Annotated in this window: 23 protein-coding genes; 13 read left to right on the forward strand and 10 right to left on the reverse strand. The window is 69.1% G+C overall.

Annotated features, from left to right (window positions below; translation table 11 throughout):
• Positions 1-9: 9 nt before the first annotated feature.
• On the reverse strand, positions 10-999 hold the full coding sequence (locus tag ABL844_RS05310; RefSeq protein ID WP_418130689.1) for a LysR family transcriptional regulator: 990 nt from the start codon (positions 997-999) through the stop codon (positions 10-12).
• Between the two features lie 100 nt (positions 1,000-1,099).
• Between ABL844_RS05310 and ABL844_RS05315 the strand changes: the two genes are divergently transcribed.
• Positions 1,100-2,329 carry an MFS transporter gene (locus tag ABL844_RS05315; protein ID WP_418130690.1) on the forward strand — a complete coding sequence of 410 codons (1,230 nt, stop codon included), beginning with the start codon at positions 1,100-1,102 and terminating at the stop codon, positions 2,327-2,329.
• A 25-nt stretch (positions 2,330-2,354) separates the two neighbouring features.
• On the opposite strand, the gene ABL844_RS05320 is transcribed toward ABL844_RS05315, so the two are convergent.
• Positions 2,355-2,729, reverse strand: a complete 375-nt coding sequence (locus ABL844_RS05320; protein WP_126021358.1) for a dihydroneopterin aldolase — start codon at positions 2,727-2,729, stop codon at positions 2,355-2,357.
• Positions 2,730-2,740: 11 nt separating this feature from the next.
• Entirely contained in the window at positions 2,741-3,520 is a 780-nt protein-coding gene (locus tag ABL844_RS05325; RefSeq protein WP_369659561.1) for an SDR family oxidoreductase, read from the reverse strand.
• 23 nt (positions 3,521-3,543) lie between these two features.
• Here ABL844_RS05325 and ABL844_RS05330 point away from each other — a divergent pair, with 23 nt between their 5' ends.
• The 5 genes from ABL844_RS05330 to ABL844_RS05350 all read left to right on the forward strand — a co-directional run bounded on the left by ABL844_RS05330 (position 3,544) and on the right by ABL844_RS05350 (position 8,502).
• On the forward strand, positions 3,544-4,659 hold the full coding sequence (locus ABL844_RS05330; protein WP_418130691.1) for a class I SAM-dependent methyltransferase: 1,116 nt from the start codon (positions 3,544-3,546) through the stop codon (positions 4,657-4,659).
• A gap of 141 nt (positions 4,660-4,800) precedes the next feature.
• Positions 4,801-5,691 (forward strand): TauD/TfdA dioxygenase family protein, encoded by an 891-nt coding sequence (locus ABL844_RS05335; RefSeq protein ID WP_418130692.1) that lies wholly within the window; start codon positions 4,801-4,803, stop codon positions 5,689-5,691.
• A gap of 26 nt (positions 5,692-5,717) precedes the next feature.
• Entirely contained in the window at positions 5,718-6,728 is a 1,011-nt protein-coding gene (locus ABL844_RS05340) for an ABC transporter substrate-binding protein (RefSeq protein WP_418130693.1), read from the forward strand.
• A 65-nt stretch (positions 6,729-6,793) separates the two neighbouring features.
• Positions 6,794-7,636 (forward strand): ABC transporter ATP-binding protein, encoded by an 843-nt coding sequence (locus tag ABL844_RS05345; protein ID WP_418130694.1) that lies wholly within the window; start codon positions 6,794-6,796, stop codon positions 7,634-7,636.
• Entirely contained in the window at positions 7,633-8,502 is an 870-nt protein-coding gene (locus ABL844_RS05350) for an ABC transporter permease (RefSeq protein WP_418124537.1), read from the forward strand. The genes ABL844_RS05345 and ABL844_RS05350 overlap by 4 nt, the downstream gene beginning before the upstream one ends.
• Before the next feature lie 9 nt (positions 8,503-8,511).
• Here ABL844_RS05350 and ABL844_RS05355 read toward each other — a convergent pair whose 3' ends face one another.
• Entirely contained in the window at positions 8,512-8,910 is a 399-nt protein-coding gene (locus ABL844_RS05355) for a DUF5329 family protein (protein WP_184634812.1), read from the reverse strand.
• A gap of 114 nt (positions 8,911-9,024) precedes the next feature.
• Between ABL844_RS05355 and hisN the strand changes: the two genes are divergently transcribed.
• From hisN to ABL844_RS05380, 5 genes are read left to right on the forward strand one after another with little or no spacing between them, the layout of a single operon-like run.
• A complete protein-coding gene (gene hisN / locus ABL844_RS05360) occupies positions 9,025-9,801 on the forward strand; it encodes a histidinol-phosphatase (RefSeq protein ID WP_126021350.1) in 777 nt (258 codons plus the stop codon).
• A gap of 10 nt (positions 9,802-9,811) precedes the next feature.
• Complete coding sequence (locus tag ABL844_RS05365) at positions 9,812-10,006, forward strand: DUF2905 domain-containing protein (RefSeq protein WP_184634816.1); 195 nt, start codon at positions 9,812-9,814, stop codon at positions 10,004-10,006.
• 38 nt (positions 10,007-10,044) lie between these two features.
• Positions 10,045-10,971 (forward strand): ROK family protein, encoded by a 927-nt coding sequence (locus ABL844_RS05370; protein WP_126021348.1) that lies wholly within the window; start codon positions 10,045-10,047, stop codon positions 10,969-10,971.
• Positions 10,972-10,990: 19 nt separating this feature from the next.
• Positions 10,991-12,535, forward strand: a complete 1,545-nt coding sequence (locus ABL844_RS05375) for a tetratricopeptide repeat protein (RefSeq protein WP_418130695.1) — start codon at positions 10,991-10,993, stop codon at positions 12,533-12,535.
• Positions 12,532-12,978 carry a DUF1877 family protein gene (locus tag ABL844_RS05380; RefSeq protein ID WP_184634822.1) on the forward strand — a complete coding sequence of 149 codons (447 nt, stop codon included), beginning with the start codon at positions 12,532-12,534 and terminating at the stop codon, positions 12,976-12,978. Before ABL844_RS05375 ends, ABL844_RS05380 begins: the two co-directional genes overlap by 4 nt.
• A 21-nt stretch (positions 12,979-12,999) precedes the next feature.
• Here the strand turns inward: ABL844_RS05380 and ABL844_RS05385 are convergent, their stop codons facing one another.
• Positions 13,000-14,445, reverse strand: coding sequence for a PLP-dependent aminotransferase family protein (locus ABL844_RS05385; protein ID WP_418124541.1), 1,446 nt, complete (start codon positions 14,443-14,445; stop codon positions 13,000-13,002).
• A gap of 183 nt (positions 14,446-14,628) precedes the next feature.
• Between ABL844_RS05385 and ABL844_RS05390 the strand changes: the two genes are divergently transcribed.
• Positions 14,629-14,961 (forward strand): hypothetical protein, encoded by a 333-nt coding sequence (locus ABL844_RS05390; RefSeq protein ID WP_418130696.1) that lies wholly within the window; start codon positions 14,629-14,631, stop codon positions 14,959-14,961.
• Positions 14,962-14,977: 16 nt separating this feature from the next.
• On the opposite strand, the gene otsA is transcribed toward ABL844_RS05390, so the two are convergent.
• The 5 genes from otsA to ABL844_RS05415 form a co-directional block, all read right to left on the reverse strand.
• Complete coding sequence (gene otsA / locus ABL844_RS05395) at positions 14,978-16,363, reverse strand: alpha,alpha-trehalose-phosphate synthase (UDP-forming) (RefSeq protein WP_418130697.1); 1,386 nt, start codon at positions 16,361-16,363, stop codon at positions 14,978-14,980.
• Positions 16,360-18,282 (reverse strand): glycoside hydrolase family 15 protein, encoded by a 1,923-nt coding sequence (locus tag ABL844_RS05400; protein ID WP_126021342.1) that lies wholly within the window; start codon positions 18,280-18,282, stop codon positions 16,360-16,362. The genes otsA and ABL844_RS05400 overlap by 4 nt, the downstream gene beginning before the upstream one ends.
• A complete protein-coding gene (gene otsB, locus ABL844_RS05405) occupies positions 18,279-19,085 on the reverse strand; it encodes a trehalose-phosphatase (protein ID WP_126021341.1) in 807 nt (268 codons plus the stop codon). Before otsB ends, ABL844_RS05400 begins: the two co-directional genes overlap by 4 nt.
• A gap of 86 nt (positions 19,086-19,171) precedes the next feature.
• Entirely contained in the window at positions 19,172-21,001 is a 1,830-nt protein-coding gene (locus tag ABL844_RS05410; protein ID WP_418130698.1) for a hybrid sensor histidine kinase/response regulator, read from the reverse strand.
• 76 nt (positions 21,002-21,077) lie between these two features.
• On the reverse strand, positions 21,078-22,268 hold the full coding sequence (locus tag ABL844_RS05415; RefSeq protein ID WP_418130699.1) for a multifunctional CCA addition/repair protein: 1,191 nt from the start codon (positions 22,266-22,268) through the stop codon (positions 21,078-21,080).
• Positions 22,269-22,429: 161 nt separating this feature from the next.
• Here ABL844_RS05415 and ABL844_RS05420 point away from each other — a divergent pair, with 161 nt between their 5' ends.
• Positions 22,430-23,155: an OmpW/AlkL family protein gene (locus ABL844_RS05420; protein WP_126021338.1), complete on the forward strand. Its 726-nt coding sequence runs from the start codon at positions 22,430-22,432 to the stop codon at positions 23,153-23,155.
• The last annotated feature ends 29 nt before the right edge of the window (positions 23,156-23,184 follow it).

Consider the following 23,184-nt stretch of genomic DNA (forward strand, 5'->3'; position numbering starts at 1 on the left):
ATCCCCATTTCACCCGCCATCCGGCCCGTTTCCGGCCTTCCCGGCTTTTCCGGTTCCAGGCAGCGGCGACTCCGGAAAGGCCTGCCGCATCGCCTCCACGAAGAGCCGCAGCCTCGCCGGATAGAAGCGCGCGTACGGGTACACGATGTAGACCGGCGCCGGCGTCCCGAGCCATTGCGGCGCCAGGTGCACCAGCCGGCCCGCCTCCAGCTCCTCGGTCAGCATCCAGGCCGACGACACCCCGACGCCCACGCCCAGCACGGCCGCGCTGCGCAGGGCGTAGAGGCTGTCGGTGATCATGCGCGGGCGTATGGGCACGCGGTACACCTCGCCCGTGCCTTCGTGCGTGAACACGACTTCGGTCCGGTAGAAATTGCGCGCCGCCAGCCAGGGCAGGGCCTCGAGCTCGGCGGGGTGCGCCGGCACCGGCGTGCCGCCCCCGAAGAGCGACGGCGCCCCGACCGCGATGCGCGGCACCTCGAAGAGGCGGATCGCCACGGCGTTGGGGTCCGTCACCTCGCCCACGCGGATCGCGCAGTCCACGCCCTCGGCGATGAAGTCGGGCGTTTCGTCATGCGGGCTGTCGTGCAGCAGCCATTCGACCGTCACCTGCGGATGGCGCTGCAGATATGTGGCCAGCGGCCCGACCAGCAGCTGCTGCCCGAAGGCATGCGGCACCACCACGCGCAGCCGGCCCTCGGGCTGGTCGCCGACGCCGCGCAGTTCGGCCTCGAAGGCGCTCCAGCTCAGGATCAGTTCCTTGGCGCGGTCGAAGCAGCGCTCGCCGTCTTCCGTGAGCTTCATCGCGTGGGTGGATCGCTGCAGCAGCCGCACGCCCAGCGAGCGTTCGAGGGCCTGCAGGCGGCGGCTCACTGTGGGCTGGGTGGTGTCCATCTGGGCCGCGGCGGCTGACAGGCTGCCGGCCTCGACGATGCGCACGAAGGTCTGCATCAGCTCGATGCGGTCGGCCGGGGGAGGGGGCGGGAGAAGTGTGGCCATGCGTCGAGCGTATATCAATTGTTCGGCCCGCAGGGCTACCTCCATAGGAGGACGGCCCGCAAACTCCAGCCCTTGCTTCTCGAAACCAAGGGTTTACACCATGTCTTCCATTCAGAATACGCATGAAAAGCTGCCAGGCTCGCTGATCCTGCTGCTGGCCGCCAGCGCCGGCTTCGGCGTCGCGGCGCTCTACTACAGCCAGCCCATGCTGGGCGTGCTCGGCCCCGACATCGGCGCCTCCGCCCGCTCCGTGGGCTTCGTGCCCACGCTCACGCAGCTCGGCTATGCGCTGGGCATCCTGCTGCTCGCGCCGCTGGGCGATCGCTTCGACCGGCGCCGCATCATCCTCGCCAAGGCTTCGGTGCTGGTGCTCGCGCTGCTGGGCGCGGCGTTCTCGCCCTCGGTCGCGCCGCTGCTGGTGGCGAGCCTGGTCATCGGCCTGGCGGCAACGCTGGCGCAGGACGTTGTGCCTGCCGCCGCCACGCTGGCGCCCGAGGCGCATCGCGGCCGGATCGTCGGCACGGTGATGACCGGGCTGCTGCTGGGCATCCTGCTGTCGCGCGTGCTCGCCGGCTTCGTGGCCGAGCACTTCGGCTGGCGCGCGATGTTCGTCGTGGCGGCCGTGAGCATCGCGCTGATCGGCGCTGCCGCCGCACGCGGGCTGCCGCGCCTGCGCCCGACCACGCACCTGGGCTACGGCGCGCTGCTGGGTTCGCTGGCTGGCCTTTGGAAGCGCCATGGCGCGCTGCGTCGCGCGACTTTCGCGCAGGCCCTGCTGTCGGTGGGCTTCAGCGCCTTCTGGTCGACGCTGGCGGTGATGCTGCATGGCGCGCCGTTCCACCTGGGCAGCGCGGCCGCCGGCGCCTTCGGCCTGGCCGGTGCTGCGGGTGCGCTGGCCGCGCCCATCGCCGGGCGCCTTGCCGACCGCCGCGGTCCCGAGCTGGTGATCCGCATGGGCGCCGCGCTGGTCGCCGTGTCGTTCGCCGCGATGCTGTTCGCACCGCTGCTGGCGATGCCCGCCGCGCGGCTGGGGCTGATCGTGGTCGCTGCCATCGGCTTCGACTTCGGGCTGCAGGCCGCGCTGATCGCGCACCAGACTGTGGTCTACGGCATCGACCCCGGCGCACGCAGCCGGCTCAATGCGGTGTTCTTCACGGGTGTGTTCGTCGGCATGGCCACGGGCTCCGCGCTGGGTGCCCTGGTGCTGGCGCAGTGGGGATGGCCGGGCGTGGCGGCGATGGCCTCGGTGTCGGCGCTCGGGGCGCTGGGGGTGCGCATGTGGCCTGTCGCCTCGAAGAAGACAGCCGTTGCCTGCGGCTCGGCCGCCTGAAAGAAATGCAGGACGTCCGGCTAGCTCACCACTCGCCGGCTTCCATGCGGATCGCCACCTCGCAGTCGTCGAAGATCTCCAGCTTGGCGATCTTCACGCGCACGCCCAGCACGCCGGGCAGCTGCAGCAGCCGTTGCGCCAGCTTGCCGATCAGGCTCTCCAGCAGGTTGACGTGCTCGGCGGTGCACTCGTCGATGATGATGCGGCGCACCTTGCGGTAGTCGAGCACGTGGAAGATGTCGTCGTCCTGCGGCAGCAGCGGCTGGGGGCCGAGATTGAGTTCGGCGTCGACCAGGATCGGCTGGGGCGCCGTTTTTTCCTGCTCGAGGATGCCCAGGTTGGCGTCGAAGCGCAGGCCCTGGAGGGTGAGTGTCTGGTGGCCGTGCGAGGGAGTGGACATGGTGGATGGGCTCACATGAGCGAGAAATCGCGCTCGAATTTCATCAGATGCTGGCCACCGTCCACCAGCAGCGTGGTGCCGGTGATCGAGCGGTTCTCCAGCGCGAACTTCACCGTGGCGGCAACGTCCTCGGGCGTGGACGAGCGGCCCAGCGGCGACAGCTTGTGCAGCTGGGCGAACTTGTCGTCGTCCAGCATGTGGCTCGCCAGCGTGAGGCCGGGCGCCACGCCCACCACGCGCACGCGCGGCGCCAGGGCCAGCGCCAGCATCGGCGTCGCGGCCTCGAGCGCAGCCTTGGACAGCGTGTAGCTCAGGAAGTCGGGGTTCGGGTTCCAGAGCTTCTGGTCGAGCAAGTGGACCACCGCGCCTTGCGCGTTGCGCGCCGCCACATGCTCGTGCAGCGCCTGCGCCAGCAGGATGGCCGCGCCGGTGTTGCTGCGCGCATGGCGCTCCATGAGCGCGTAGCCGAAGGTGGCGGCCTCGTCGTGCTCGAAGAGGGCCGCGCTGTGCACGACGGCATCGACGCTGCGAAAGCGCGCCACCACGCGGGGCAGCAGCGCGCGCGTGGCTTGTTCGTCGTCCAGGTCGGCCGAGAACAGGGCCGAGTCGCCCGAGAGAGCGGCGCAGTCGGCGACGGTCTGCTCGGCTTCGGCGCGCGAGTTCCGGTAGTGCACCGCCACCTGCCAGCCGCCCGCGGCCAGTGCGAGCGCGATCTCGCGGCCGAGCCGGCGGCCCGCGCCCGTGACGAGGACCGTGCGGGGGGAGTTGGATGCGGGGGAGGCGGGGCTCATGCGGGGGGAGGGAGAATGGCGCTGTGACGACAAAGACGACCCCCAGCAGTTTACCTACCGCCCTCGACCACCTCATCGCGCGCTCCGTCGAGCGCGCGGGCGGGTGGATAGGCTTCGACCGCTTCATGGCCCTCGCGCTTTATGCGCCCGGCCTCGGCTACTACGCCAACACACTGGCCAAGTTCGGCCACATGCCTTCGTCGGGCAGCGACTTCGTGACTGCGCCCGAGCTCACGCCCATGTTCGGCCAGGCCCTGGCCGCGCAGGTGGCCGAGGCGCTGGAGAAAACCGGGACCGATACGGTCTGGGAATTCGGTGCGGGCTCCGGTGCGTTGGCCGTGCAGCTGCTGCATGCGCTCGATGGGATGGGGCGTGGTGATGTGCGCTATCGGATCGTCGATCTGTCGGGGACCTTGAGGGAGCGGCAGCAGCAGGCGCTGGCGGGGCATGCGGGGCGTGTGGAGTGGCTCAACGAACTGCCTGAATCGATGCAGGGGGTTGTCGTTGGCAATGAGGTGCTCGATGCGATGCCGGTGCAGTTGCTGGCGCGTGCCGGCGGGCAATGGTTCGAGCGGGGCGTTGTGCGGAACGCTTCGGACGATGGATGGGCGTGGGCCGATCGTGCGACTGAACTGCGGCCGCCGGTGGAGGTGCCTGGAGAGCATGACTACCTCACGGAGATTCATCCGCAGGCCAAGGCGTTTGTTGCGACGCTGGCGGATCGGTTGAAGAAGGGGGCGGCTTTTCTTATCGACTATGGGTTTCCCGAGGCGGAGTACTACCACCCGCAGAGGCATATGGGAACTGTGATGTGTCATCGGGGGCACAAGGCCGATGGGGATCCGCTGTCTGATGTTGGCTACAAGGACATCACTGCACACGTCGACTTCACTGGGGTTGCTCTTGCTGGACAGGATGCTGGGCTTGCTGTGCTTGGCTATACGAGTCAGGCGCGGTTTCTTTTGAATTGCGGACTACTTGGTTTGATGGAGCAAGGGACTGTTGCTGAGCGGGGGATGGCGGCTCGGCTCATCCATGAGCATGAAATGGGGGAGTTGTTCAAGGTTGTGGGGTTTGCTGTTGGGGAAGCTTGGGACGCGATGGGGTTCAGGGAGGGGGATCGCAGTCATACGCTTTGAGTGACTGCGTTTGCTTTGCTTCCCGAGGCCGGGACTCGGCCCGGCCCCGGGAAGCAACCCCTCACCACGCCAAAAACAAAGTCATAAGCTAGCAACAAAGAGTTCGTTGCCGATCCAAACCCCGCCCCCTACATTCCCGGCATGACTGCCGCCCCTGCCAGCGAGGTAAGCCCCCCTTCGCAGCACTTCGAAGTGCGCCCTTTCAATGCCCCGGTCGGCGCCGAGGTAGTAGGCCTCGACATCTCGAAGCCCATCAACACCGAAGACTTCACCCGCCTCCACAAGGCCCATCTCGACCACCACGTCCTGGTCTTCCGCAACCAGCAGATCACCCCGCAAGAGCACATCGATTTCAGCCGCCGCTTCGGCCCGCTCGAAATCCACGTCCTCCACCAGTTCCAGCTCAAGAACCACCCCGAGATCCTCATCGTCTCCAACATCAAGGAGAACGGCGAGCCCATCGGCCTCGGCGACGCGGGCGTCTATTGGCACTCCGATATCTCCTACAAGCCCAAGCCCAGCCTCGGCTCGCTGCTGCACGCCCAGGAACTGCCGAGCGAAGGCGGCGACACGCTCTTCGCCGACCAGCATCTCGCATGGGAGTCTCTGAGCTCCGAGCTCCAGCAGCGCATCCTGCCGCTGAAGGCCGAGCACAGCTATCTCGCAAAGTACGAGGAGCTGCGCGCGAAGAACCCATGGCGGCCGAAGCTCTCGCAGGCGCAGATCGACCAGGTCGCGCCCGCGGTGCAGCCGGTGGTTCGTACTCACCCGGAGACGGGCCGCAAGGCGCTCTTCGTCAGCGAGCACTTCACGACGCGCATCGTCGGGCTGCCTCAGGAAGAGAGCGACGCGCTGCTGGCCGAGCTGTTCGCACACAGCGTGAAGCCCGAGTTCGTGTATCGCCACCGGTGGGCGCCGCATGACCTGGTGTTCTGGGACAACCGCTCGTTGATGCACCTGGCAGCGGGCACGCCCGACCACCTGCGCCGGCGACTGAACCGCACCACGATCGTCGGCGACACGCCTTTCTGATTTTTCTTTCCTAGCCACCGCTTCCAATGAACCGTTTCACCCGCAAAGCCGCGGCGCTCGTCGCCGGCCTCGGCCTTCTCGCCGGCAGCCTTGCCGCGCATGCGGAAGGCCAGATCCGCATCGCCGAGCAGTTCGGCATCGTCTACCTGCTGCTCAACGTGGCGCAGGAGCAGAAGCTCATCGAGAAACATGCGAAGGCCGCGGGCATCGACGCCAAGGTCGAGTGGGTCAAGCTCTCGGGCGGCTCGGCGGTGAACGACGCGCTGCTGTCGGGCAACATCGAGATCGCGGGTGCCGGCGTGGGGCCGCTGCTCACGCTGTGGGACCGCACCAAGGGCAAGCAGAACGTGAAGGGCGTGGCCTCGCTGGGCAACTTCCCGTACTACCTGGTGAGCAACAACCCGAACGTGAAGTCGATTGCCGACTTCACCGACAAGGACCGCATCGCACTGCCCGCGGTGGGCGTTTCGGTGCAGTCGCGCGTGCTGCAGTTCGCCTCGGCCAAGCTCTGGGGCGACAAGGAGTTCAACAGGCTCGACAGGATCAGCGTGGCGGTGCCGCATCCCGATGCGGCGGCGGCGATCATCAAGGGCGGCACGGAGATCACGGCGCACTTCGGCAATCCGCCGTTCCAGGAGCAGGAGCTCGCGGGCAATCCGAACGCGCGCATCGTGCTCAACTCGTACCAGGTGCTGGGCGGGCCTTCGTCGGCGACGGTGCTGTACGCGACGGAGAAGTTCCGCAGCGAGAACCCGAAGACCTACAAGGCCTTCGTCGACGCGCTCGACGAGGCGGCGAAGTTCGTCACGGCAAATCCTGAAAAGGCCGCCGACATCTACCTGAAGGTGAGCAACGCGAAGCTCGACCGCGAACTGCTGCTGAAGATCATCAGGAACCCCGAGGTGCAGTTCAAGACTACGCCGCAGAACACCTATCCGCTGGCGGAGTTCATGCACCGCGTGGGCGCGATCAGGAACAAGCCGGCTTCGGTGAAGGACTACTTCTTCGACGACGTGCAGAACGTGTCGGGGAACTGATGAGCGGCACGGCGGCAGTCCTCGATTCGCGGGGTGACTCCCTCTCCCATCGGGAGAGGGCGGGGATGAGGGGGGAGCCTCCGGCATCTCCACCGGCCCTCACCCCGACCCTCTCCCGCGAGCGGGAGAGGGAGCAAGACAGCGCGCCGCTGCTGCAGGTCGAGAACGTGAGCCTCGAATACCGCACCCCCGAGCGCGTCGTGCGTGCCACGCACCGCGTGAGCTTCGACGTCCATGCCGCCGACCGCTTCGTGCTGCTCGGCCCCTCGGGCTGCGGCAAGTCCACGCTGCTGAAGGCGGTGGCCGGGTTCATTCCGCCGGTCGAGGGCGAGATCCGCCTCGACGGAAGGCGCGTGGCGCAACCAGGCCCCGACCGCATCGTCGTGTTCCAGGAGTTCGACCAGCTGCCGCCGTGGAAGACGGTGAAGCAGAACGTGATGTTCCCGCTGCTGGCCTCGCGCACGCTCGGCAGAAAGGAGGCGGCCGAGCGCGCGCTGCACTACCTCGACAAGGTGGGCCTCTCGAAATTCGCCGACGTGCATCCGCACCAGCTCTCGGGCGGCATGAAGCAGCGCGTGGCGATCGCCCGCGCGCTGGCGATGCAGCCGCGCGTGCTGCTGATGGACGAGCCTTTCGCTGCGCTCGACGCGCTCACCCGCCGCAGGATGCAGCAGGAGCTGCTCGAACTGTGGGAGGAGGTGCGCTTCACGCTGCTGTTCGTCACCCACTCGATCGAGGAGGCGCTGGTGGTGGGCAACCGCATCGCGCTGCTGTCGCCGCATCCGGGGCGCATGCGCGCCGAGATCAATAGCCACGCCTTCACGCTCGACAGCCTGGGCGGCGCCGAATTCCAGGGCACGGCGCAGCGCATCCACGACATGCTGTTCGAAGAGGAGGCTGCCGTATGAGCGCCGTCGTCCCGCCGGTCCGCCCCGAGTACGAGCGCACGCTCGAGCCCTTCACCGATGTGCCGGTGGAGCGTTCGCTGCCGCTGGGTGAGCGCATCTGGTCGCAGGCCTGGCTGCGCAAGGGGCTGATCCTCGCCGTCATTGCCGTGCTGTGGGAGCTGGCGGCGCGGTGGCAGAACAACGACCTGCTGCTGCCCACCTTCACTGCCACTGCGGCGGCGCTGTTCGACGGTCTTGTGAGCGGCGAGCTGATCGAGAAGGTGCGCATCTCGCTGGCCGTGCTGCTGCAGGGCTACGTCGCCGGCGTGCTGCTGGCCTTCGCGCTCACCACGCTCGCGGTGTCGACGCGCCTCGGCCGCGACCTGCTGGACACGCTCACCTCCATGTTCAACCCGCTGCCCGCCATCGCGCTGCTGCCGCTGGCGCTGCTGTGGTTCGGGCTGGGGCGCGGCAGCCTGGTGTTCGTGCTGATCCATTCGGTGCTGTGGCCGCTGGCGCTCAACACCTACGCGGGCTTCCAGGGCGTGCCCGACACGCTGCGCATGGCCGGGCGCAACTATGGTCTCAGGGGGCTGCGCTACGTGCTGCAGATCCTGGTGCCGGCGGCGCTGCCGTCGATCCTGTCGGGGCTGAAGATCGGCTGGGCCTTCGCCTGGCGCACGCTGATCGCGGCGGAGCTGGTGTTCGGCGCCTCGTCGGGCAAGGGAGGGTTGGGCTGGTACATCTTCCAGAACCGCAACGAGCTCTATACCGACCGCGTGTTCGCGGGGCTCGCGCTGGTGGTGCTGATCGGCCTGCTGGTCGAGAGCCTGGGCTTCAGGACGCTGGAGCGGCTGACGGTGCGCCGCTGGGGGCAGCAGCGCTAGGGTGCCCGGCTAGCCGCCGGGCTTCTTCGCGCCTGTCGCCTGCCGCAGCGCGCGCAGTTCGCTGTTGAGGAACTCGTTGGCGTCGCGCACCGTGCCGTTGGTGAGCTTCACCCTGTAGGCCTGTCCGGTCATCTCCGAGCGCGAGGCGCAGCGCTCGATGAAGTCCTCGGCCGTGACCAGCTCCTTTTTGAAGTAGTCGTACTTCGCCTGCATGTGCTTGGCGGCGTCGGAGGCGTTGTACTCGCTGCCGTTGCGCAGGAAGATCATCGAGCTCATCTTCGAGACCCGCTGTATCAGCGTGTCGATCAGCTTGTCTTCGGTGTCGGAGGGTGTGGCGTGGGCCAGAAAGGCCGAGGCGCCGAGCACGAGGGCGAGCAGGGCCGGGCGCAGGTGGGTGAAAGAAGCCATTTGTCGTAGTTCGTGGCAATTTCCGGGCCATGCTAGGGCTGGCGGGCCCGCTGTGTCAAACAGGGGCCGGCTCGGGTCTAATTGCAGGTTTTGGCAAGCGTTTCCAACTCTTTCATGAGCTCCTCCTCTTCCGACCTCTCGCCGATCGCCGAAGCGCTGGCCGATGCCGCCGCCGCCAAGTCGATGCACTACTTCCGCACGCCGCTGGACATCATCACCAAGGCGGACGAAAGCCCCGTCACGCTGGCCGACCGCGCCGCCGAGACGGCCATGCGCGAGATCCTCGCCGCGCGCGCCCCGGCGGACGGCATCTACGGCGAAGAGCACGGCCCCGAGCGGCTCGATGCCGGGCGCATCTGGGTGCTCGACCCCATCGACGGCACGCGCAGCTTCATCACCGGCTCGCCGCTGTGGGGCACGCTGATCGGCGTGCTGCAGGGCGGGCGCGTGGCGCTGGGCATGATCGACATGCCGGTGCTCAAGGAGCGCTGGATCGGCGTGGCGGGCCGGGGCGCGACGCGCGACGGCCAGCCGGTGCGCGTGAGCGGCTGCACCGAAGTGGCCAAGGCCCGCATCGTCACCACCTCGCCCGACATCTTCGCGCCGGCCGACTGGAGCGCCTTCGATCGCCTGAGCCGCCAGTGCGCCATGCGCCGCTTCGGTGGCGACTGCTACGGCTACGCCCAGCTGGCGGGCGGCACCATCGACCTCGTGGTCGAGACCGGCCTGCAGCCGTACGACTACCTCGGACCGGCGGGCCTGATCGAGGCGGCCGGCGGCGTCATCACCGACTGGCAGGGCCAGCCGCTCGGGCTGAAGTCCGACGGCCGGGTGATCGCGGCCGCAACGCCCGAACTCCACCGGCAAGCGATGGCCATTCTCTCGGCCTAGACTGTTGCCCATGCTTCGCTGGCTGATCGTCGTCGTCCTCGCGCTGGTGCTCATGAGCGGCCTGACCGCCTGGCTGCGCCGCTTCGGCTTCGGACGGCTGCCGGGCGACTTCGAGTTCCGCGCCTTCGGCCGCGAGTGGCAGCTGCCCATCGCCAGCACCATCGTGCTCAGCATGATCGCGGCGCTGGTGGCGCGCTTTCTGTAGACAGAGCACAGAACCAGACAAGGAAAAGACGAACCGCAATGAGAGCCTGCGTAGACATCGGCGGCACCAAGGTAGCCGTGAGCCTTTCCGCCTCGAGCGACGCGCCGCTGATCGGCCGCCGCAGCGAGCCTACGGCCAAGACCGGCGACAACGACGCGGTGGCGGTGCAGATCATGCGGATGATCGACGAGGTCTGCGCGCAGCAGGGTGTCGATCCGGCTTCCATTGACCGCGTGGGCGTGTCGTCGACGGGGCCCTTCGAGTTGCGCGACGGGCTGGTCGAACTCGCCACGCCCAATATCTGCGGCGGCATCGCGGGGCCATCGCGCGGCCTGCCCAATTCATGGATGACCGCGATCATCGAAGCCCCGCTGGTTCAGCGCTTCGGCAGCGTTCGTGTCGAGAACGACGCCGTGGCCGCCCTTGAGGCCGAACGCCATTGGGGCGCGCTCCAGGGCCTGGACAACTGCGCCTATGCCACCTGGAGCACCGGCGTGGGCGTGGGCCTGTGCGTCGACGGCAAGGCCTTGCGTGGCAAGAACGGCAATGCCGGGCACGCGGGACACAGCTTCGTGGTCGACGATGCCACCGGGGCGCTGTGCGGTTGCGGCAACTACGGCGACGTCGAGGCGCTGGTTGGCGGAAATTCGATCGGCCACCGTTTCGGACAGTCCGCCGCCGACCTGTTTTCCGCCGCATCCGCCGGCGAACCCAAGGCGCTGGAAACGGCGGAAGCCCTGTGCCGTGTGTTCGGCCGGATGCTCTACAACATGGTCATCATCCTCGACCTGCAGCGCATCAGCCTGGGTGGAAGCGTGTTCTGGCATCACCGCGACTTCGTGCTGCCGAGGCTGCAGGCGCAGATCGACGGCAGGCTGCTCCCTCTCACGCGCGGGGTGATGCTTGTACCCGCCGGCCTGGGCGACAAGGTCGGCGACTACGCGGCGCTCGCGCTGCTCGACTGACCCGGGCACCCGGCGAACCATGGCCCCCCTGCCTCGCCGCCGCTCGTTCGCCTACCTGCTGTGGCTGGTGGGCGGCTTCATCGGCGCGCACCGCTTCTATCTGGGCAGCTACCTGGGCGGGGCGGGGCAGTTGGCGTTTCTGGTGTACGGAATCGCCGGCCTGCCGGGCGGCCGCTTCTGCCTGATGGTGCTGCTGCCGTGGATGCTGTTCGACCTGTGGTGGATCCATCGGCGCATGAGTCAGCTGCAGGCGCAGCGCCCGGCCGAGGAGGAAGAAGAGGAAACCCCGCCCGCCGCCGCGCGCCACGCCTCCCGCCGCCCCGCGCCGAGGGACCCCGCCAAGGATTACGACCTTGCCGCCCTCGCCGAAGCCAACAAGCTGCAGGAGCGCTTCGTGGCCGCCGCCGAGGCCGGCGACTGGACGCAGACCGTCGCCATCGGCGAGCAGATCGTCGCCGCCACGCGCCGCGTGTTCAAGGGCCCGCACCAGAACCTCGCCATGACCCTGTGCATGCTCGGCCAGGCCTGCTACCAGATCGACGCCTTCGACAAGGCGCGCGCCAGCCTCGAGGAAAGCCTGTCCATCGGCCGCAAGCTCGGCATGCCCGCGGAGGACATGGACGTCGCCCGCAAGGCGCTGGACCTGACGCTGGTCGGCATCGAGCAGCGCAAGGCGCGCGGCGCGACCACGGACGAGCAGGGCGCACTGCTGAACCTGTTGGACGACCGCGAGGCCCGCTACCGCGACGCGCTCGCGCAGGGCGACCTGAAGAGCGCCGAAAGGCTCTGCGCGGAGGCCATCGCCACCAGCCGCCGCCTGCACGGCGGCGCGCACCGCAGCGTGGTGCTGCATCTGTCCAGCCATGCCGAGCTGTGCCGGCGGCTGCGCTGGAACGAGAAGGCCCAGGCCTCGGCCGACGAGGCCCTCGCCGTGGCCGCGCAGCTCGGGCTGGACGACAGCTGGCGGCGCGGTCCGACCAACACGCTGGCGCTGCTGCATGCCGCGGCCGGACGTGCCGACGAGGCCGAGGCGCTCTACAAGAAGACCATCGCCATGGCGGTGGCCGAGGCCGGAGGCGGCTCCAGCGACGGCGTGGTGCGCGCCTTCAACAACCTCGCGTTCCTCTATGCCGAGTCGGGCCAGGACGCGAAGGCCGAGCTCTGCTACGCACGCGCCCTGGTGCACCTCGACAAGCTCCCGCCGGGCGAGGGCGACGCCGAGCTGCATTCGGACATGCTCAACAACTTCGCGAGCCTCTTCATGGCGCGCCGCGACTTCGTGCGGGCGCGGGAGCTGTTCGAGCGCTCGCTCGACATCCAGCAGCGCAGCTGCCGCGGCATCTCGTCGTCGGCCGCCAATGCGCACAACGACCTGGGCCTGATCGCGCAGGAAGAGGGCGAGCTGCGCCAGGCGCTTGCGCACTTCAAGCGCACGCTGCTGCTCAACCAGATCTGCGCGCCCGACCATTTCAGGAACATCGACAACGCGCAGCGCAACATCGACAGCGTGAGCATCGCGCTCGCGGCGGTGGCGCGCGCCGCCCGCATGGAGCCCAGCACTTGAGCATCGGCGCCGCCTTCTATGCCCTCGACCGCTACCGGCTGCGCGCGCTGGTGATCGATCCGTCCACCGTCTCCGCCTTCCTGAATTCGCCCGCGGCCAAGGGCGGCCCGCACGACAGCCAGACGGTGGAGCAGGCCTGGGACGTGGTGCGCACGCTGATGCCCGAGGCGGTCGACGGCGAGGAGCTCGACGGCACCGACGGCCTGGGCTGCATCTACCTCACGGCCGCCCACGTGGAGCGCGCGGCGGCACGGCTCGCGCAGTGCGACGTGGCGGCGCTGGTGGGCCGATTCACTGCCGAGCCGGCGAAGTTCGGCGAGCTGTACTGGGCCAAGGCCTGGCAGGAAGGCGCTCAGGACCTCGCGGGCTTCATGGACGGCGTGAAGCGCTTCTTCGCCGAAGCGGCCGCAAGGCGCGACGCCGTCGTGTTCTACATCGTCTGAATCGCGCCGAAGCGCCGGCGGCTAGCGTGGCGGAGGCACTGCCGAGACGATCTCGCCCAGCCGCCGCAGTCCCGCGTCCACCGCCTTCGAAAACGGCCAGCCGCAGTTGATGCGCAGGTAGTTGTCGAAGCGCCCGGAGTTCGAGAACTGCGCGCCCGGCGCCACCAGCATCTGTTCGCGCAGCGCGGCGTCGAACACGTTCACCGACGAGCGCTGCTGCGGCAGCTCCACCCACAGCTGCAGCCCGCCGCGCGGCAGGTTCAGCCGCGTGCCGGCCGGGAAATAGCGGGCGATGGCGTCGGCCGTCTGGTCGCGCTGCATGTGCAGCCGCTCGCGCAGGCGGCGCAGGTGGCGGTCGTAGCGCCCGCCCGCGATGAACTCGCCGGCGGCGATCTGCGCCAGCGCCTCGTTGTTACGGGTCTGCGCGTACTTGAGCATCTCCACCTGCGCATGCCAGCGCCCGGCGGTGATCCAGCCCAGCCGCAGCCCCGGCGCCAGCACCTTGTGCAGCGAGGCGCAATAGATCACGTTGCCGGTGCGGTCCCACGACTTCAGCGCCCGCAGCGGCGCGTCGGTCTCCACCAGGTCGCTGTAGGTGTCGTCCTCGACCAGCGCGATGCCGTGGCTCTCGCACAGGTGCGCGAGCCGCTGCTTGTGGCTGTCGGGCATCACGCTGCCGATGGGATTCTGCAGGTGCGGCACCACCACCACGGCCTTGATGTCGTCGTAGGTGTGGATGGCCAGGTCCAGCGCTTCCAGCGAGATGCCGGTCTGCGGGCTGGTCGGGATCTCCAGCGCGCGCAGGCCCAGGCTCTCGAGCACCTGCAGCAGGCCGTAGAAGGTGGGCGACTCCACCGCCACCGTGTCGCCGGGCTTCGCGACGGCGCGCAGCGCGAGGTTCAGCGCCTCGATGCAGCCGTTGGTGACCAGCACCTCGTCGGGCGCCACCGTCATGCCTATGCGCAGGCTGCGCTGCGCCACGGCCTCGCGGAACTGCTCGTGGCCCTTCTGCGACGAGGCGGTGGTCAGCAGTTCGGGCCGCTGGCGCAGGGCGCGCGTCATCGAGTTGCGCAGGGCCTCCGCGGGATACAGCTCGGGCGCTGCGCGGGCGATCGCGAAGTTGAGCTTCACGCCCGTATGCCGCCCGCGCGCCATGAAGTTGGCCATGCGCGCGCGCATGCTCACGAACTGCGCCGGGTCGGGCGGCACGTCGGCCACCGGTTCTTCCATCGGCGCGATGGCCAGCCGCTGCGGCCGGCGCACGAAATACCCGGAGCGGTCGCGCGCCTCGACCCAGCCGTCGCTTTCCATGGCGCGGCAGACCTGCAGCGCGGTGGACAGGCTGATGTCGTGCAGCCGCATCAGGCTGCGCAGCGATGGCAGCTTGTCGCCCTGCTTGAGCGAGCCGGTGTGGATCGCATCCACGTAGTGCGCGGAAAGCTGGCGGTAGAGCGGTAGCGAGTCCATGGATCGATGTTCCCCGCATCGGGCATCCGAAAACAGATGCAGTTGCCTGGGAAAACGACCATAACAGATGCGTTTCCGACCCTGCTGTTCCGGTCGCAATAGCCATGGCGTGTGCCTGTTTTCCGGGCAGCAGGATTCCTACGATGAAGCCTCGTCCAACCCACCTATGCCGACGTAGCCGCCATGATCACCACACTCTCCCAAGCGCCCGATTCCATCGTCCTCGAACCCGGACAGTCCCTGCGCACCTCGGTCGAGGCCGGCGCCTGGCTCCAGCTGGCCGAAGGCAGCGCGCGCGTGGTGTCGCCGCCGGGCTGGTTCGGCGAGACCGTGTTCATGACCGAGACGCTGCTCGAGGAAGGCGACATGCACCGCGTGCCGCACGGCGGGTGGATCGAGGTGTCGGCGCTGACGCCGGTGCACCTGCGGGTGCATGCGCCCATGGCCGCGAGGGCGGCCGCCCCTGCCCAGCCGCGGCCGGTGATGCGCCTGGTGCGGCTGCTGACCGGCTGGTGAGCGACCGGCCAGGGAGTCAGCGCTCGCTGGCCGCCTCGCGCAGCGCATCCAGGAAGCTGCGCCGCCACCAGTGGATGTCCTGCTCGCGGATGCGCGACAGCAGCTTCTGGTGCCGTTCGCGCCGCTCCTCCAGTGGCATCTGCAGCGCCTGCTGCACCGTCTCGGCGGTGCCGTGGGTGTCGTAGGGATTCACCAGCAGCGCTTCCTTCAGCTGCTCGGCGGCGCCGGCGAAGCGCGACAGCACCAGCACGCCCGGGTCGGCCGGGTCCTGCGCGGCGATGTATTCCTTGGCGACGAGGTTCATGCCGTCGCGCAGCGGCGTCACCAAGCCCACGGCCGCAGCGCGGCACAACCCCGGAACGCGCTTGCGTGCCACCATGCGGTGGATGTAGCGCACGGGCATCCAGTCGAGCTCGCCGTAGTCGCCGTTGATGGCGCCGCACAGCGATTCGAGCTCGCGCCGGATGTCGGCGTACGCGTCGACCGTCTCGCGCGTGGGCGAGGCGATCTGGATCAGCGTGGCGCTGCGCCGGTTCTCGGGGTAGTTCGCCAGCAACTCGCGGAACGCGCGCACCCGCTGCGGGATGCCCTTCGAGTAGTCGAGCCGGTCGATGCCCATGAGCAGCCGGCGCTGCGAGTATTCGCGCTTCATGGTCTCGTACATGTCGCGCGACTCCTTCGCATGCGTGAGCGCCGCGAACTCGTCCACGTCGATGCCGATGGGAAAGGCGGCACTGCGCACCGTCTGCCCGTAGGCGCGGTACATGTCGTTGCCCAGGTACTCGCCGGCGGCCTCGTTGCGCACGTAGTGCTCGAAGTGCTGCACGTCCTGCTGCGCCTGGAAGCCGATCAGGTCGTACGAGAACAGCGAGCGCATCAGCCACGCATGCTGCGGAATGGCCGCGATGATGATCTGCGGCGGCAGCGGAATGTGCAGGAAGAAGCCGATGCGCTGCCTGCAGCCCATGGCGCGCAGCTCTGCCGCCAGCGGTATCAGGTGGTAGTCGTGCACCCAGATGATGTCGTCATCTTTCAGCAGCGGCAGCAGCTTGCGCGCGAAGAGCTGGTTCACCCGCCGGTAGCCGGCGACGAAGCCGGCGTCGAAGTGGGCCAGGTCGAGCCGGTTGTGGAACACCGGCCAGAGCACGTCGTTGCTGTAGCCGAGGTAGTAGCTGTCGTGGTCCTCGCGGCTCAGGTCGAGGGTGGCCAGCGTGACCTTGCCGGCCTGCTGGCGGTGCAGCTCGCCCTCGCCGGTCGGGCCGCCCTCGATGATCTGGCCGCTCCAGCCGAACCACAGGCCGCCGCTTTGCTGGAGGCTCTCGCCCAGCGCCACGGCGAGGCCACCGGCGGCGGGCTTGCGCGGGTCGGCCACGCGGTTGGAGATGACGACGAGGCGGCTCATATTGCGGAGTCCCAGGGGGCGGACAGCCGAACCGCTGCGTTGATGATGCCGACCATCGAGTAGGTCTGCGGAAAGTTGCCCCACATCTCGCCCGTGACCGGGTGCGTGTCTTCCGACAGCAGCCCCAGCGGGTTTCGCGCCGCGAGCATGGTCTCGAAGATCTGGCGGGCCTCGGCCTTGCGGCCGATCTTGGCAAGCGCGTCGATGCGCCAGAAGGTGCAGATGTTGAAGGCGGTCTCGGGCTTGCCGAAGTCGTCGGCGGCCTCGTAGCGGCGCATGTAGGGACCGTCGCACAGCGTCTTCTCCATGGCGTCGACGGTGGAGATGAAGCGCGGATCGCGCGCGTCGATCAGGCCCACTTCCACCATCAGAAGGATGCTCGCGTCGAGTTCGTGCCCGCCGAAGCTCTCGGCGAAGGCCTGGCGCTCCTCGCACCACGACTTGGCAAGGATCTCCTCCTTCATGCGCGCGGCATGGCCGTGCCAGTAGGCGGCGCGCTCGGCCAGCCCCAGCGTGCGTGCGATCTTGGAGAGCCGGTCGCAGGCGGCCCAGCTCATCAGCGCCGAGCTGGTGTGCACGCGCGCGCGGGTGCGCAGCTCCCACATGCCGGCGTCGGGCGTGCCGTAGACGGCCACCGCGCGCTCGCCCACCGCCTCGAGGTGCGGAAATTCCGCCAGCCCCGCGCGGCTGAGGAGCCGGTGGTCGTGGAAGGCCTGCGCCGCGCCGAGCACGATGTTGCCGTACACGTCGTGCTGGAAGTGCTCCTGCGCCTGGTTGCCCACGCGCACCGGGCCCATGCCGCGGTAGCCCGGCAGCTGGTCGACAAAGGATTCGGGCAGCTCGCGCTCCAGCCCGATGCCGTACAGCGGCTGGATGTGCTCGCCGTGCGAGCCGATCACCACGTTGCCCAGCCAGCGAAGGTAGTCCTCCATGGTGCCGACTTCGCTCAGCGAATTGAGTGCGCGCACCACGAAGAAGGCATCGCGCAGCCAGCAGTAGCGGTAGTCCCAGTTGCGCTGGCTGCCCGGCGCCTCGGGAATGCTGGTGGTCATGGCCGCGACGATGGCGCCCGTGTCCTCGTACAGCGAGAGCTTCAGCGTGATGGCCGCGCGGATCACTGCGTCCTGGTATTCGAAAGGAATGGCCAGGCGCTTGCTCCAGACGCGCCAGTACGAAATGGTCTCCTGCTCGAAGCGGCGCGCGGTGTCGGCGATGCCGTCCATCAGCGTCTCGTCCACGCCGAACATGAAGTTGTATTCGCGCGAGATCACGAAGGGCTGGCGCGAGAGGATGTGCGAGATCGAGGCGTCGGTGTTCAGCCGCAGCGTCACGTCGGGCCCGACGTAGCGGATGTGGTTGCTGCCGCGCGTGACCTCCACCGGCGCCGACGAGCCCCATTGGAACCTCGGGTCGAGCGAGACCCGGATGCGCGGCGCGCCGGCAATGGGCCGCACGCGGCGCACGAGCATGAGCGGGCGGAAGTAGCGCGAGCGGCTGTAGAAGCGCGGCGCGAAGTCGGTGATCTCGATACCCTGGCCGGCGCTGTCGAAGAGCTGCGTGCGCAGCACGGCCGTGTTCGGCTCGTACCACTGCTTCGATTCCGCGAAGTCCTCGATGTCGATGCTCCATGCGCCCGCATCCTCGCCGGGGTGCAGCAGGGCGTTGAACACCGGGTCGCCGTCGAAGCGCGGCAGGCAGCACCACACGGCGCGCCCGCGCGAGTCGATGAGCGCGCTGTAGGCGCAGTTGCCGATGACGCCCACGTTGAGCGAAGGTTCGGCCGGTGGAGCGAAGCCGCGCTTGCCCGGGGCGGCGGCCGCCCTCGCGTCGACCGGCGCGCGGTCGTCGGGGCCGGCCGCGCCCGCCAGCGCCTGGCCGGCGCGTTCCTCGGGCGCCGCCGGCAGTTGTTGTTCGCTCATCGGGGGCTCCTCGGTGATTCTTCGGGTTGGCTAGCGGTTTCTTTCGGTGGCCGTGCGGCGAGCAGGTCGCGTGCCTGCACCAGCCATTCATACACGGCCAGCGGCGATTCCAGGCGGTGCTGCGCCAGGCTCTGGCCGGAGCCGACCTTCACGGCCACGCCGCCGCGCGGCTGCACCACGGCGAAGCCGCTCTCGTCGGTGGTGTCGTCGCCGAGGAAGACGGGCACGCGGCCGGCGAAGGGCGCCTCGGCCATGAAGGCGTCGATGGCGATGCCCTTGTTGACGCCCGCGGGCTTCACCTCGAACACGAACTTGCCGTGCATCAGCTCCAGCATCGGATCGTGCGCGATGGCGCGCGACATCGCGTCGCGGCACACGGCCTCCAGCTGCGGCGCGAGCCTGTAGTGCAGGGCGATGGCGGCGTGCTTGCGCTCCACCAGCAGGCCTTCGTGCACACGGGCGAGCTCGTTGGCGATGTCGAGAATGGGCACAAGGTCGGGCGCGCGCTGTTCCTGCATGCGGCCCTGGGCATCGCGGCGCTGCACGCCGTGCTCGCCGGCCGCGGGCAGCCGCAGCGGGGCGAGGAAGCGGTCGATGGAGTCGATCTGGCGGCCCGACACCACGGCGAGCGCGCCGCCGAGCTGGTCGCGCAGATCGTCCAGCAGGGGCACGAGGGCCGGTGGAATCTCGATGGCTTCAGGCGTGGGCGCAAGCCCGACCAGCGTACCGTCGAAGTCGAGAAAGAGGGCTGCGTCCCGGCCCAACGGAGGAGGCAACTGCGTGTTGCTGGAGGACTTTGGCATCGGGAAAAACCTTAACACGCGTCGCGCGCCGCGCATGTCGGCCAAAGCCCAATGTGCCTGGATCCGCCCCGGCGCGGGCGGGCCGGTCAGTGTGCGAGAGGCCCCGGCGCCAGTTCGGCCAGCGCGCGCAGCAGCATCGCCGGGTTCACCGGCTTGAACAGCACCGGGATGCCGGAGGCGCGCACGCGCTGCAGCCGATCTGGCGACGTCTCGCCCGTCACCAGCAGCAGCGGCGCCTGCAGCCCGAAGCGGCGCTGCAGGCGCATGCCCGCGTCGAGGCCGTTCTCGCCGTCGCAGAGGCGGTAGTCGCACATGAGAAGAGAAAAGGGCCGCTCGTGCGCGTCGGGCCGGCCCAGCAATTCGGCGGCCTCGGCCTCGCTGGAGACGGCGTCGAGCGCGAGGCCGTGGGCCCGGAAGAGGCCGGTCATGGCTTCGCGGATCTCGGCCTCGTCGTCGATCAGCAGGATGCGGCCGTGCACCGCCGGCGCCGCGTGATCGCCTCGCACCCCCGTGGTGCGCACGGGCGCGGCCAGCCCGGCGTCGGGCATCGCCACCGCCTCGGCGGCCGGCAACTCCAGCCGGAAGCGGCTGCCGCGGCCCGTCTGCGACTTCAGCCGCACCGGGTGCTGCAGCAGCCGCGAGAGGCGCTGCACGATCGACAGGCCGATGCCCAGCCCCTGCGCGCGGTCGCGGCCCGGGTTGTGCACCTGGTAGTACTCCTCGAACACGCGCTCCTGCTGCTCGGGAGCGATGCCGATGCCGGTGTCGAACACCTCGATCCACACCACGCCGCCGCGCGCGCGGGCTCGCACGGCGACGCCGCCGCGCGTCGTGTACTTCAGCGCGTTGTCGACGAGGTTGGAGAGCATTCGGTAGAGCAACTGAGCATCGCTGTGTACCCAAAGGCCGCTGGCGCGCACGCGCAGCTGCAGCTGGCGCTGCTCGGCCCGCGCCGCGAACATGTGGTTGAGCGAGCGGAAGAGCGCATCGAGCGAGACGGGCGCGATGGCCGGCGTGACCACGCCCGCGTCGAGCCGCGACACGTCGAGCATGGTGTCCAGCGAACTGCCCAGCGCATTCACCGCGCGCATCAGCTGCTGCGCGTTGCGCCCGCCGTGGTGCTCGCGCAGCTCGTTCTCCAGCGCGGCGCCGAAGAGGGCGATGGCATGCAGCGGCTGGCGCAGGTCGTGGCTCGCGGTGGCCAGGAAGCGCGTCTTCTCGGCGCTCGCGCGCTCGGCCGCGGCGATCTGCGTGCCGAGCTGGCCGGCCAGCGCCTCGTTCTCGAAGCGCAGCACCAGCGAGTCGGTCAGCAGCTTGTGCTGTTGCCCGCCCACGCGCAGCGTGAAGAGCAGGTAGCCCAGGCTGAAGAGCGCGAGGAAGAAATGCATCGCGTCGCCCTGCCAGGCCAGCGCGACGATCAGGCTCAGCATCATCGGCAGCGTGTAGCCGTACAGCGCGGGCTTGAGCGGCCACAGCAGCTGCATGGCCCGCGCGCAGCTGCCGATGATGACCACCGTGATGACCGAGGTCACCGGCAGGTCGCCGGGCGAGATGAAGAGCAGCGGCGCGCTGGCCATGGCCGCGCCCACCACGGTGACGGTGCGCGAATGCCGGCGCGCCCAGCGCCTGGTGTCGGCCAGCGGCACATCGGGGTGCCAGCGCGGCATCAGGAAGAGGAAGACGCCCAGCGAGAGATGCACCGCCATCCACACCAGGACCCAGGCGCGCGGCTGGTGCAGGTACATGGCCGCGCCCAGCGCCGCGCCCAGGCCGAAGTGCACGAACACCGACGCGTTGTAGGCCGCGTAAACCGAGGCCACGTGCTCGCGCAGCACGCGCAGGCCCAGTTCGTCCGGCCCGGGCAGGCGCGGGAAATCGGCGGATTCGTGTGACGGCTTCGGCGCGGTGGCATTCACACGGCCGATGCTATCGGCCGGGTTCGCGCACGGAAGTGTCGTAAGTCATGCCCCGGAGGGCCGGCTCCGGTCGACCTCAGGCCTGGCCCGGCGACGCCGCGACGGCTTCGACGCGGGCCCGGTGGATGGCCTCGCCGATCTTAGGGCCCGTGGCGCCGGACTGCTGGGCGGCTCTGGCCACCACGTCGGTGGCCACGGCCGACGCCGTTGCCAGCACCGCGAGCAGCCGCTGGCGCTGCGGCCAGGGCGCATCGCTTTCGTCGACGCCACTGCCCGCACGGCTGCGCGCCGCGCACTCGCAGGCCAGCAGGGCCTCGGCGAAGCGCGCGGGCTTGCGGAAGGCGTCGCAGCGCTCCAGCAGGCGGACCAGCCCGGCGGCGTCGAGCGCGCCGCTCTCGTCGATGTGCGAATGCTCGCGCGCCACCACCTCCGCCAGCTCGCGGATTTCCACCGGCACGCGCCAGCGCTCGCACACCGCCTGCAGCGAGGCCACGCTGCCCTCGCTGCCGCCGAAGCCACCGGCCAGGCAGGCGAAGCGCACGGCCAGCGATGTCTTCAGCCGGGCGGCGGTGTCCACCATCCGCATCGGCAGCGGGTCGCTGGCGTCGACCTCGGGCAGCAGCACGGCCAGCGCGCCGCATTCGCGCAGCACCTCGAACATGCGCGAGGGGCGCGTTTCCATGAGGCCGCGCGAGAGCTCCTGCCACACGCGCTCGGCCACCAGCGCCTCGGCCTCGCCGGCCGCGACCATCTCTCGCATCAGCGCCATGGTTTCGGGGGCGACGCCGAAGTCGTCGAAGCGGGCGGCGAAGCGCGCCACGCGCAGGATGCGCACCGGATCTTCGCGGAAGGCGTCGGTCACGTGGCGCAGCACCTTGTCGCGCAGATCGCGTTGGCCGTGGAAGGGGTCGGCCAGCGTTTCCGGCGTGGGGTCGAAGCGGCCATCGGCGCTCACCAGTTCGGCGGGCAGCGCGATGGCGTTGACGGTCAGGTCGCGGCGGGCCAGGTCCTGCTCGAGCGTGACGTCGGGCGCGGCATGCACGGTGAAGCCGCGGTAGCCCGGCGCACTCTTGCGCTCGGTGCGGGCGAGCGCGTATTCCTCGCGCGTGTCGGGGTGCAGGAACACCGGGAAGTCGCGCCCCACGGGCAGGTAGCCGCGCTTGACCATCTCCTGCGGCGTAGCGCCCACCACCAGCCAGTCGTGGTCGGACACCGGGCGCTGCAGCAGGCGGTCGCGCAGTGCGCCACCGACGAGAAAGATTTTCATGGCCGCAGTTTAGGGATACTCCCCCCTGTCAGAAATAGAACGGTCGTTCGATAATTCGCGATGCAGACCGGGCAATCGTTCGTCATTCGGGCGATCTTCAGCGGCGGTCACAGCCGATGCCCGCATCCGCAGAGGGATATTCAACCAAAAGGATTCACATCATGAAGAAAAGAATGATTGCACTGGCAGCTCTGGGCGCTCTGGCGTCCGGCGGCGCCATGGCGCAACAGGCCGGCGACTGGGTCGTCGGCGCAGGGTGGTTCCATCTGTCACCGCAGGATTCGAGCAAGCCGCTGACCGTGACCTCGCCCGTGCAGAGCGTCCTGGCCGGTTCCGGCGCCAGCGTGAGCGATTCGGACACCCTGGGCCTCAACGCCACCTACTTCATCGACAGCCACTGGGCGGTGGAAGGCGTGTTCGGCGTGCCGCCCAAGTTCAAGCTCAACGGCACCGGCACCCTCGGGCGCGTGGGCCAGCTCGGCGAGGCCCGCCAGTGGAGCCCGACGATCCTGGGCAAGTATTTCTTCAACGAAGGCAACGACGCCTTCCGTCCGTTCGTGGGCTTGGGCGCCACCTATGTCTGGTACAGCGACGTCAAGCTGACCCCGAACCTGCAGAGCGCGCTGGCCTCGCAGTTCCACCAATCGCCCTTCGCGGTCAACACCACGGCCAAGCTGGACAGCAAGTTCGCGCCGGTGATCAACGTGGGCGCCGCCTACCAGTTCGACAAGCACTGGGGCATCTCCTTCTCGGTCTCCTACATCCCGCTGAAGACCAAGGCCAAGCTGACGACGACCTCGATCTACGGCCTGCCGGTTGCCACCAGCGAAGCCAGCCTGAAGCTGAACCCGATCGTCACCTACGTGGCGGCAACCTACCGGTTCTGAACCGGGCTCGCCCTTGCAGCGTTTGAAGC

It is taken from the genome of Variovorax sp. 278MFTsu5.1, assembly GCF_048305045.1.
GTDB classification, from domain to species: Bacteria; Pseudomonadota; Gammaproteobacteria; order Burkholderiales; family Burkholderiaceae_C; genus Variovorax; species Variovorax guangxiensis.

Coding starts and splice junctions, on each gene's coding strand:
- ABL844_RS05345 (WP_418130694.1), top strand. CDS start 6,794: ATGAGGGGGGAGCCTCCGGCATCTCCACCGGCCCTCACCCCGACCCTC.
- ABL844_RS05415 (WP_418130699.1), bottom strand. CDS start 22,268: ATGAAAATCTTTCTCGTCGGTGGCGCACTGCGCGACCGCCTGCTGCAG.
- ABL844_RS05420 (WP_126021338.1), top strand. CDS start 22,430: ATGAAGAAAAGAATGATTGCACTGGCAGCTCTGGGCGCTCTGGCGTCC.
- ABL844_RS05310 (WP_418130689.1), bottom strand. CDS start 999: ATGGCCACACTTCTCCCGCCCCCTCCCCCGGCCGACCGCATCGAGCTG.
- ABL844_RS05335 (WP_418130692.1), top strand. CDS start 4,801: ATGACTGCCGCCCCTGCCAGCGAGGTAAGCCCCCCTTCGCAGCACTTC.
- ABL844_RS05355 (WP_184634812.1), bottom strand. CDS start 8,910: ATGGCTTCTTTCACCCACCTGCGCCCGGCCCTGCTCGCCCTCGTGCTC.
- ABL844_RS05400 (WP_126021342.1), bottom strand. CDS start 18,282: ATGAGCGAACAACAACTGCCGGCGGCGCCCGAGGAACGCGCCGGCCAG.
- otsB (WP_126021341.1), bottom strand. CDS start 19,085: ATGCCAAAGTCCTCCAGCAACACGCAGTTGCCTCCTCCGTTGGGCCGG.
- ABL844_RS05365 (WP_184634816.1), top strand. CDS start 9,812: ATGCTTCGCTGGCTGATCGTCGTCGTCCTCGCGCTGGTGCTCATGAGC.
- ABL844_RS05370 (WP_126021348.1), top strand. CDS start 10,045: ATGAGAGCCTGCGTAGACATCGGCGGCACCAAGGTAGCCGTGAGCCTT.
- ABL844_RS05325 (WP_369659561.1), bottom strand. CDS start 3,520: ATGAGCCCCGCCTCCCCCGCATCCAACTCCCCCCGCACGGTCCTCGTC.
- ABL844_RS05350 (WP_418124537.1), top strand. CDS start 7,633: ATGAGCGCCGTCGTCCCGCCGGTCCGCCCCGAGTACGAGCGCACGCTC.
- ABL844_RS05375 (WP_418130695.1), top strand. CDS start 10,991: ATGGCCCCCCTGCCTCGCCGCCGCTCGTTCGCCTACCTGCTGTGGCTG.
- ABL844_RS05320 (WP_126021358.1), bottom strand. CDS start 2,729: ATGTCCACTCCCTCGCACGGCCACCAGACACTCACCCTCCAGGGCCTG.
- ABL844_RS05385 (WP_418124541.1), bottom strand. CDS start 14,445: ATGGACTCGCTACCGCTCTACCGCCAGCTTTCCGCGCACTACGTGGAT.
- otsA (WP_418130697.1), bottom strand. CDS start 16,363: ATGAGCCGCCTCGTCGTCATCTCCAACCGCGTGGCCGACCCGCGCAAG.
- ABL844_RS05315 (WP_418130690.1), top strand. CDS start 1,100: ATGTCTTCCATTCAGAATACGCATGAAAAGCTGCCAGGCTCGCTGATC.
- ABL844_RS05390 (WP_418130696.1), top strand. CDS start 14,629: ATGATCACCACACTCTCCCAAGCGCCCGATTCCATCGTCCTCGAACCC.
- ABL844_RS05340 (WP_418130693.1), top strand. CDS start 5,718: ATGAACCGTTTCACCCGCAAAGCCGCGGCGCTCGTCGCCGGCCTCGGC.
- hisN (WP_126021350.1), top strand. CDS start 9,025: ATGAGCTCCTCCTCTTCCGACCTCTCGCCGATCGCCGAAGCGCTGGCC.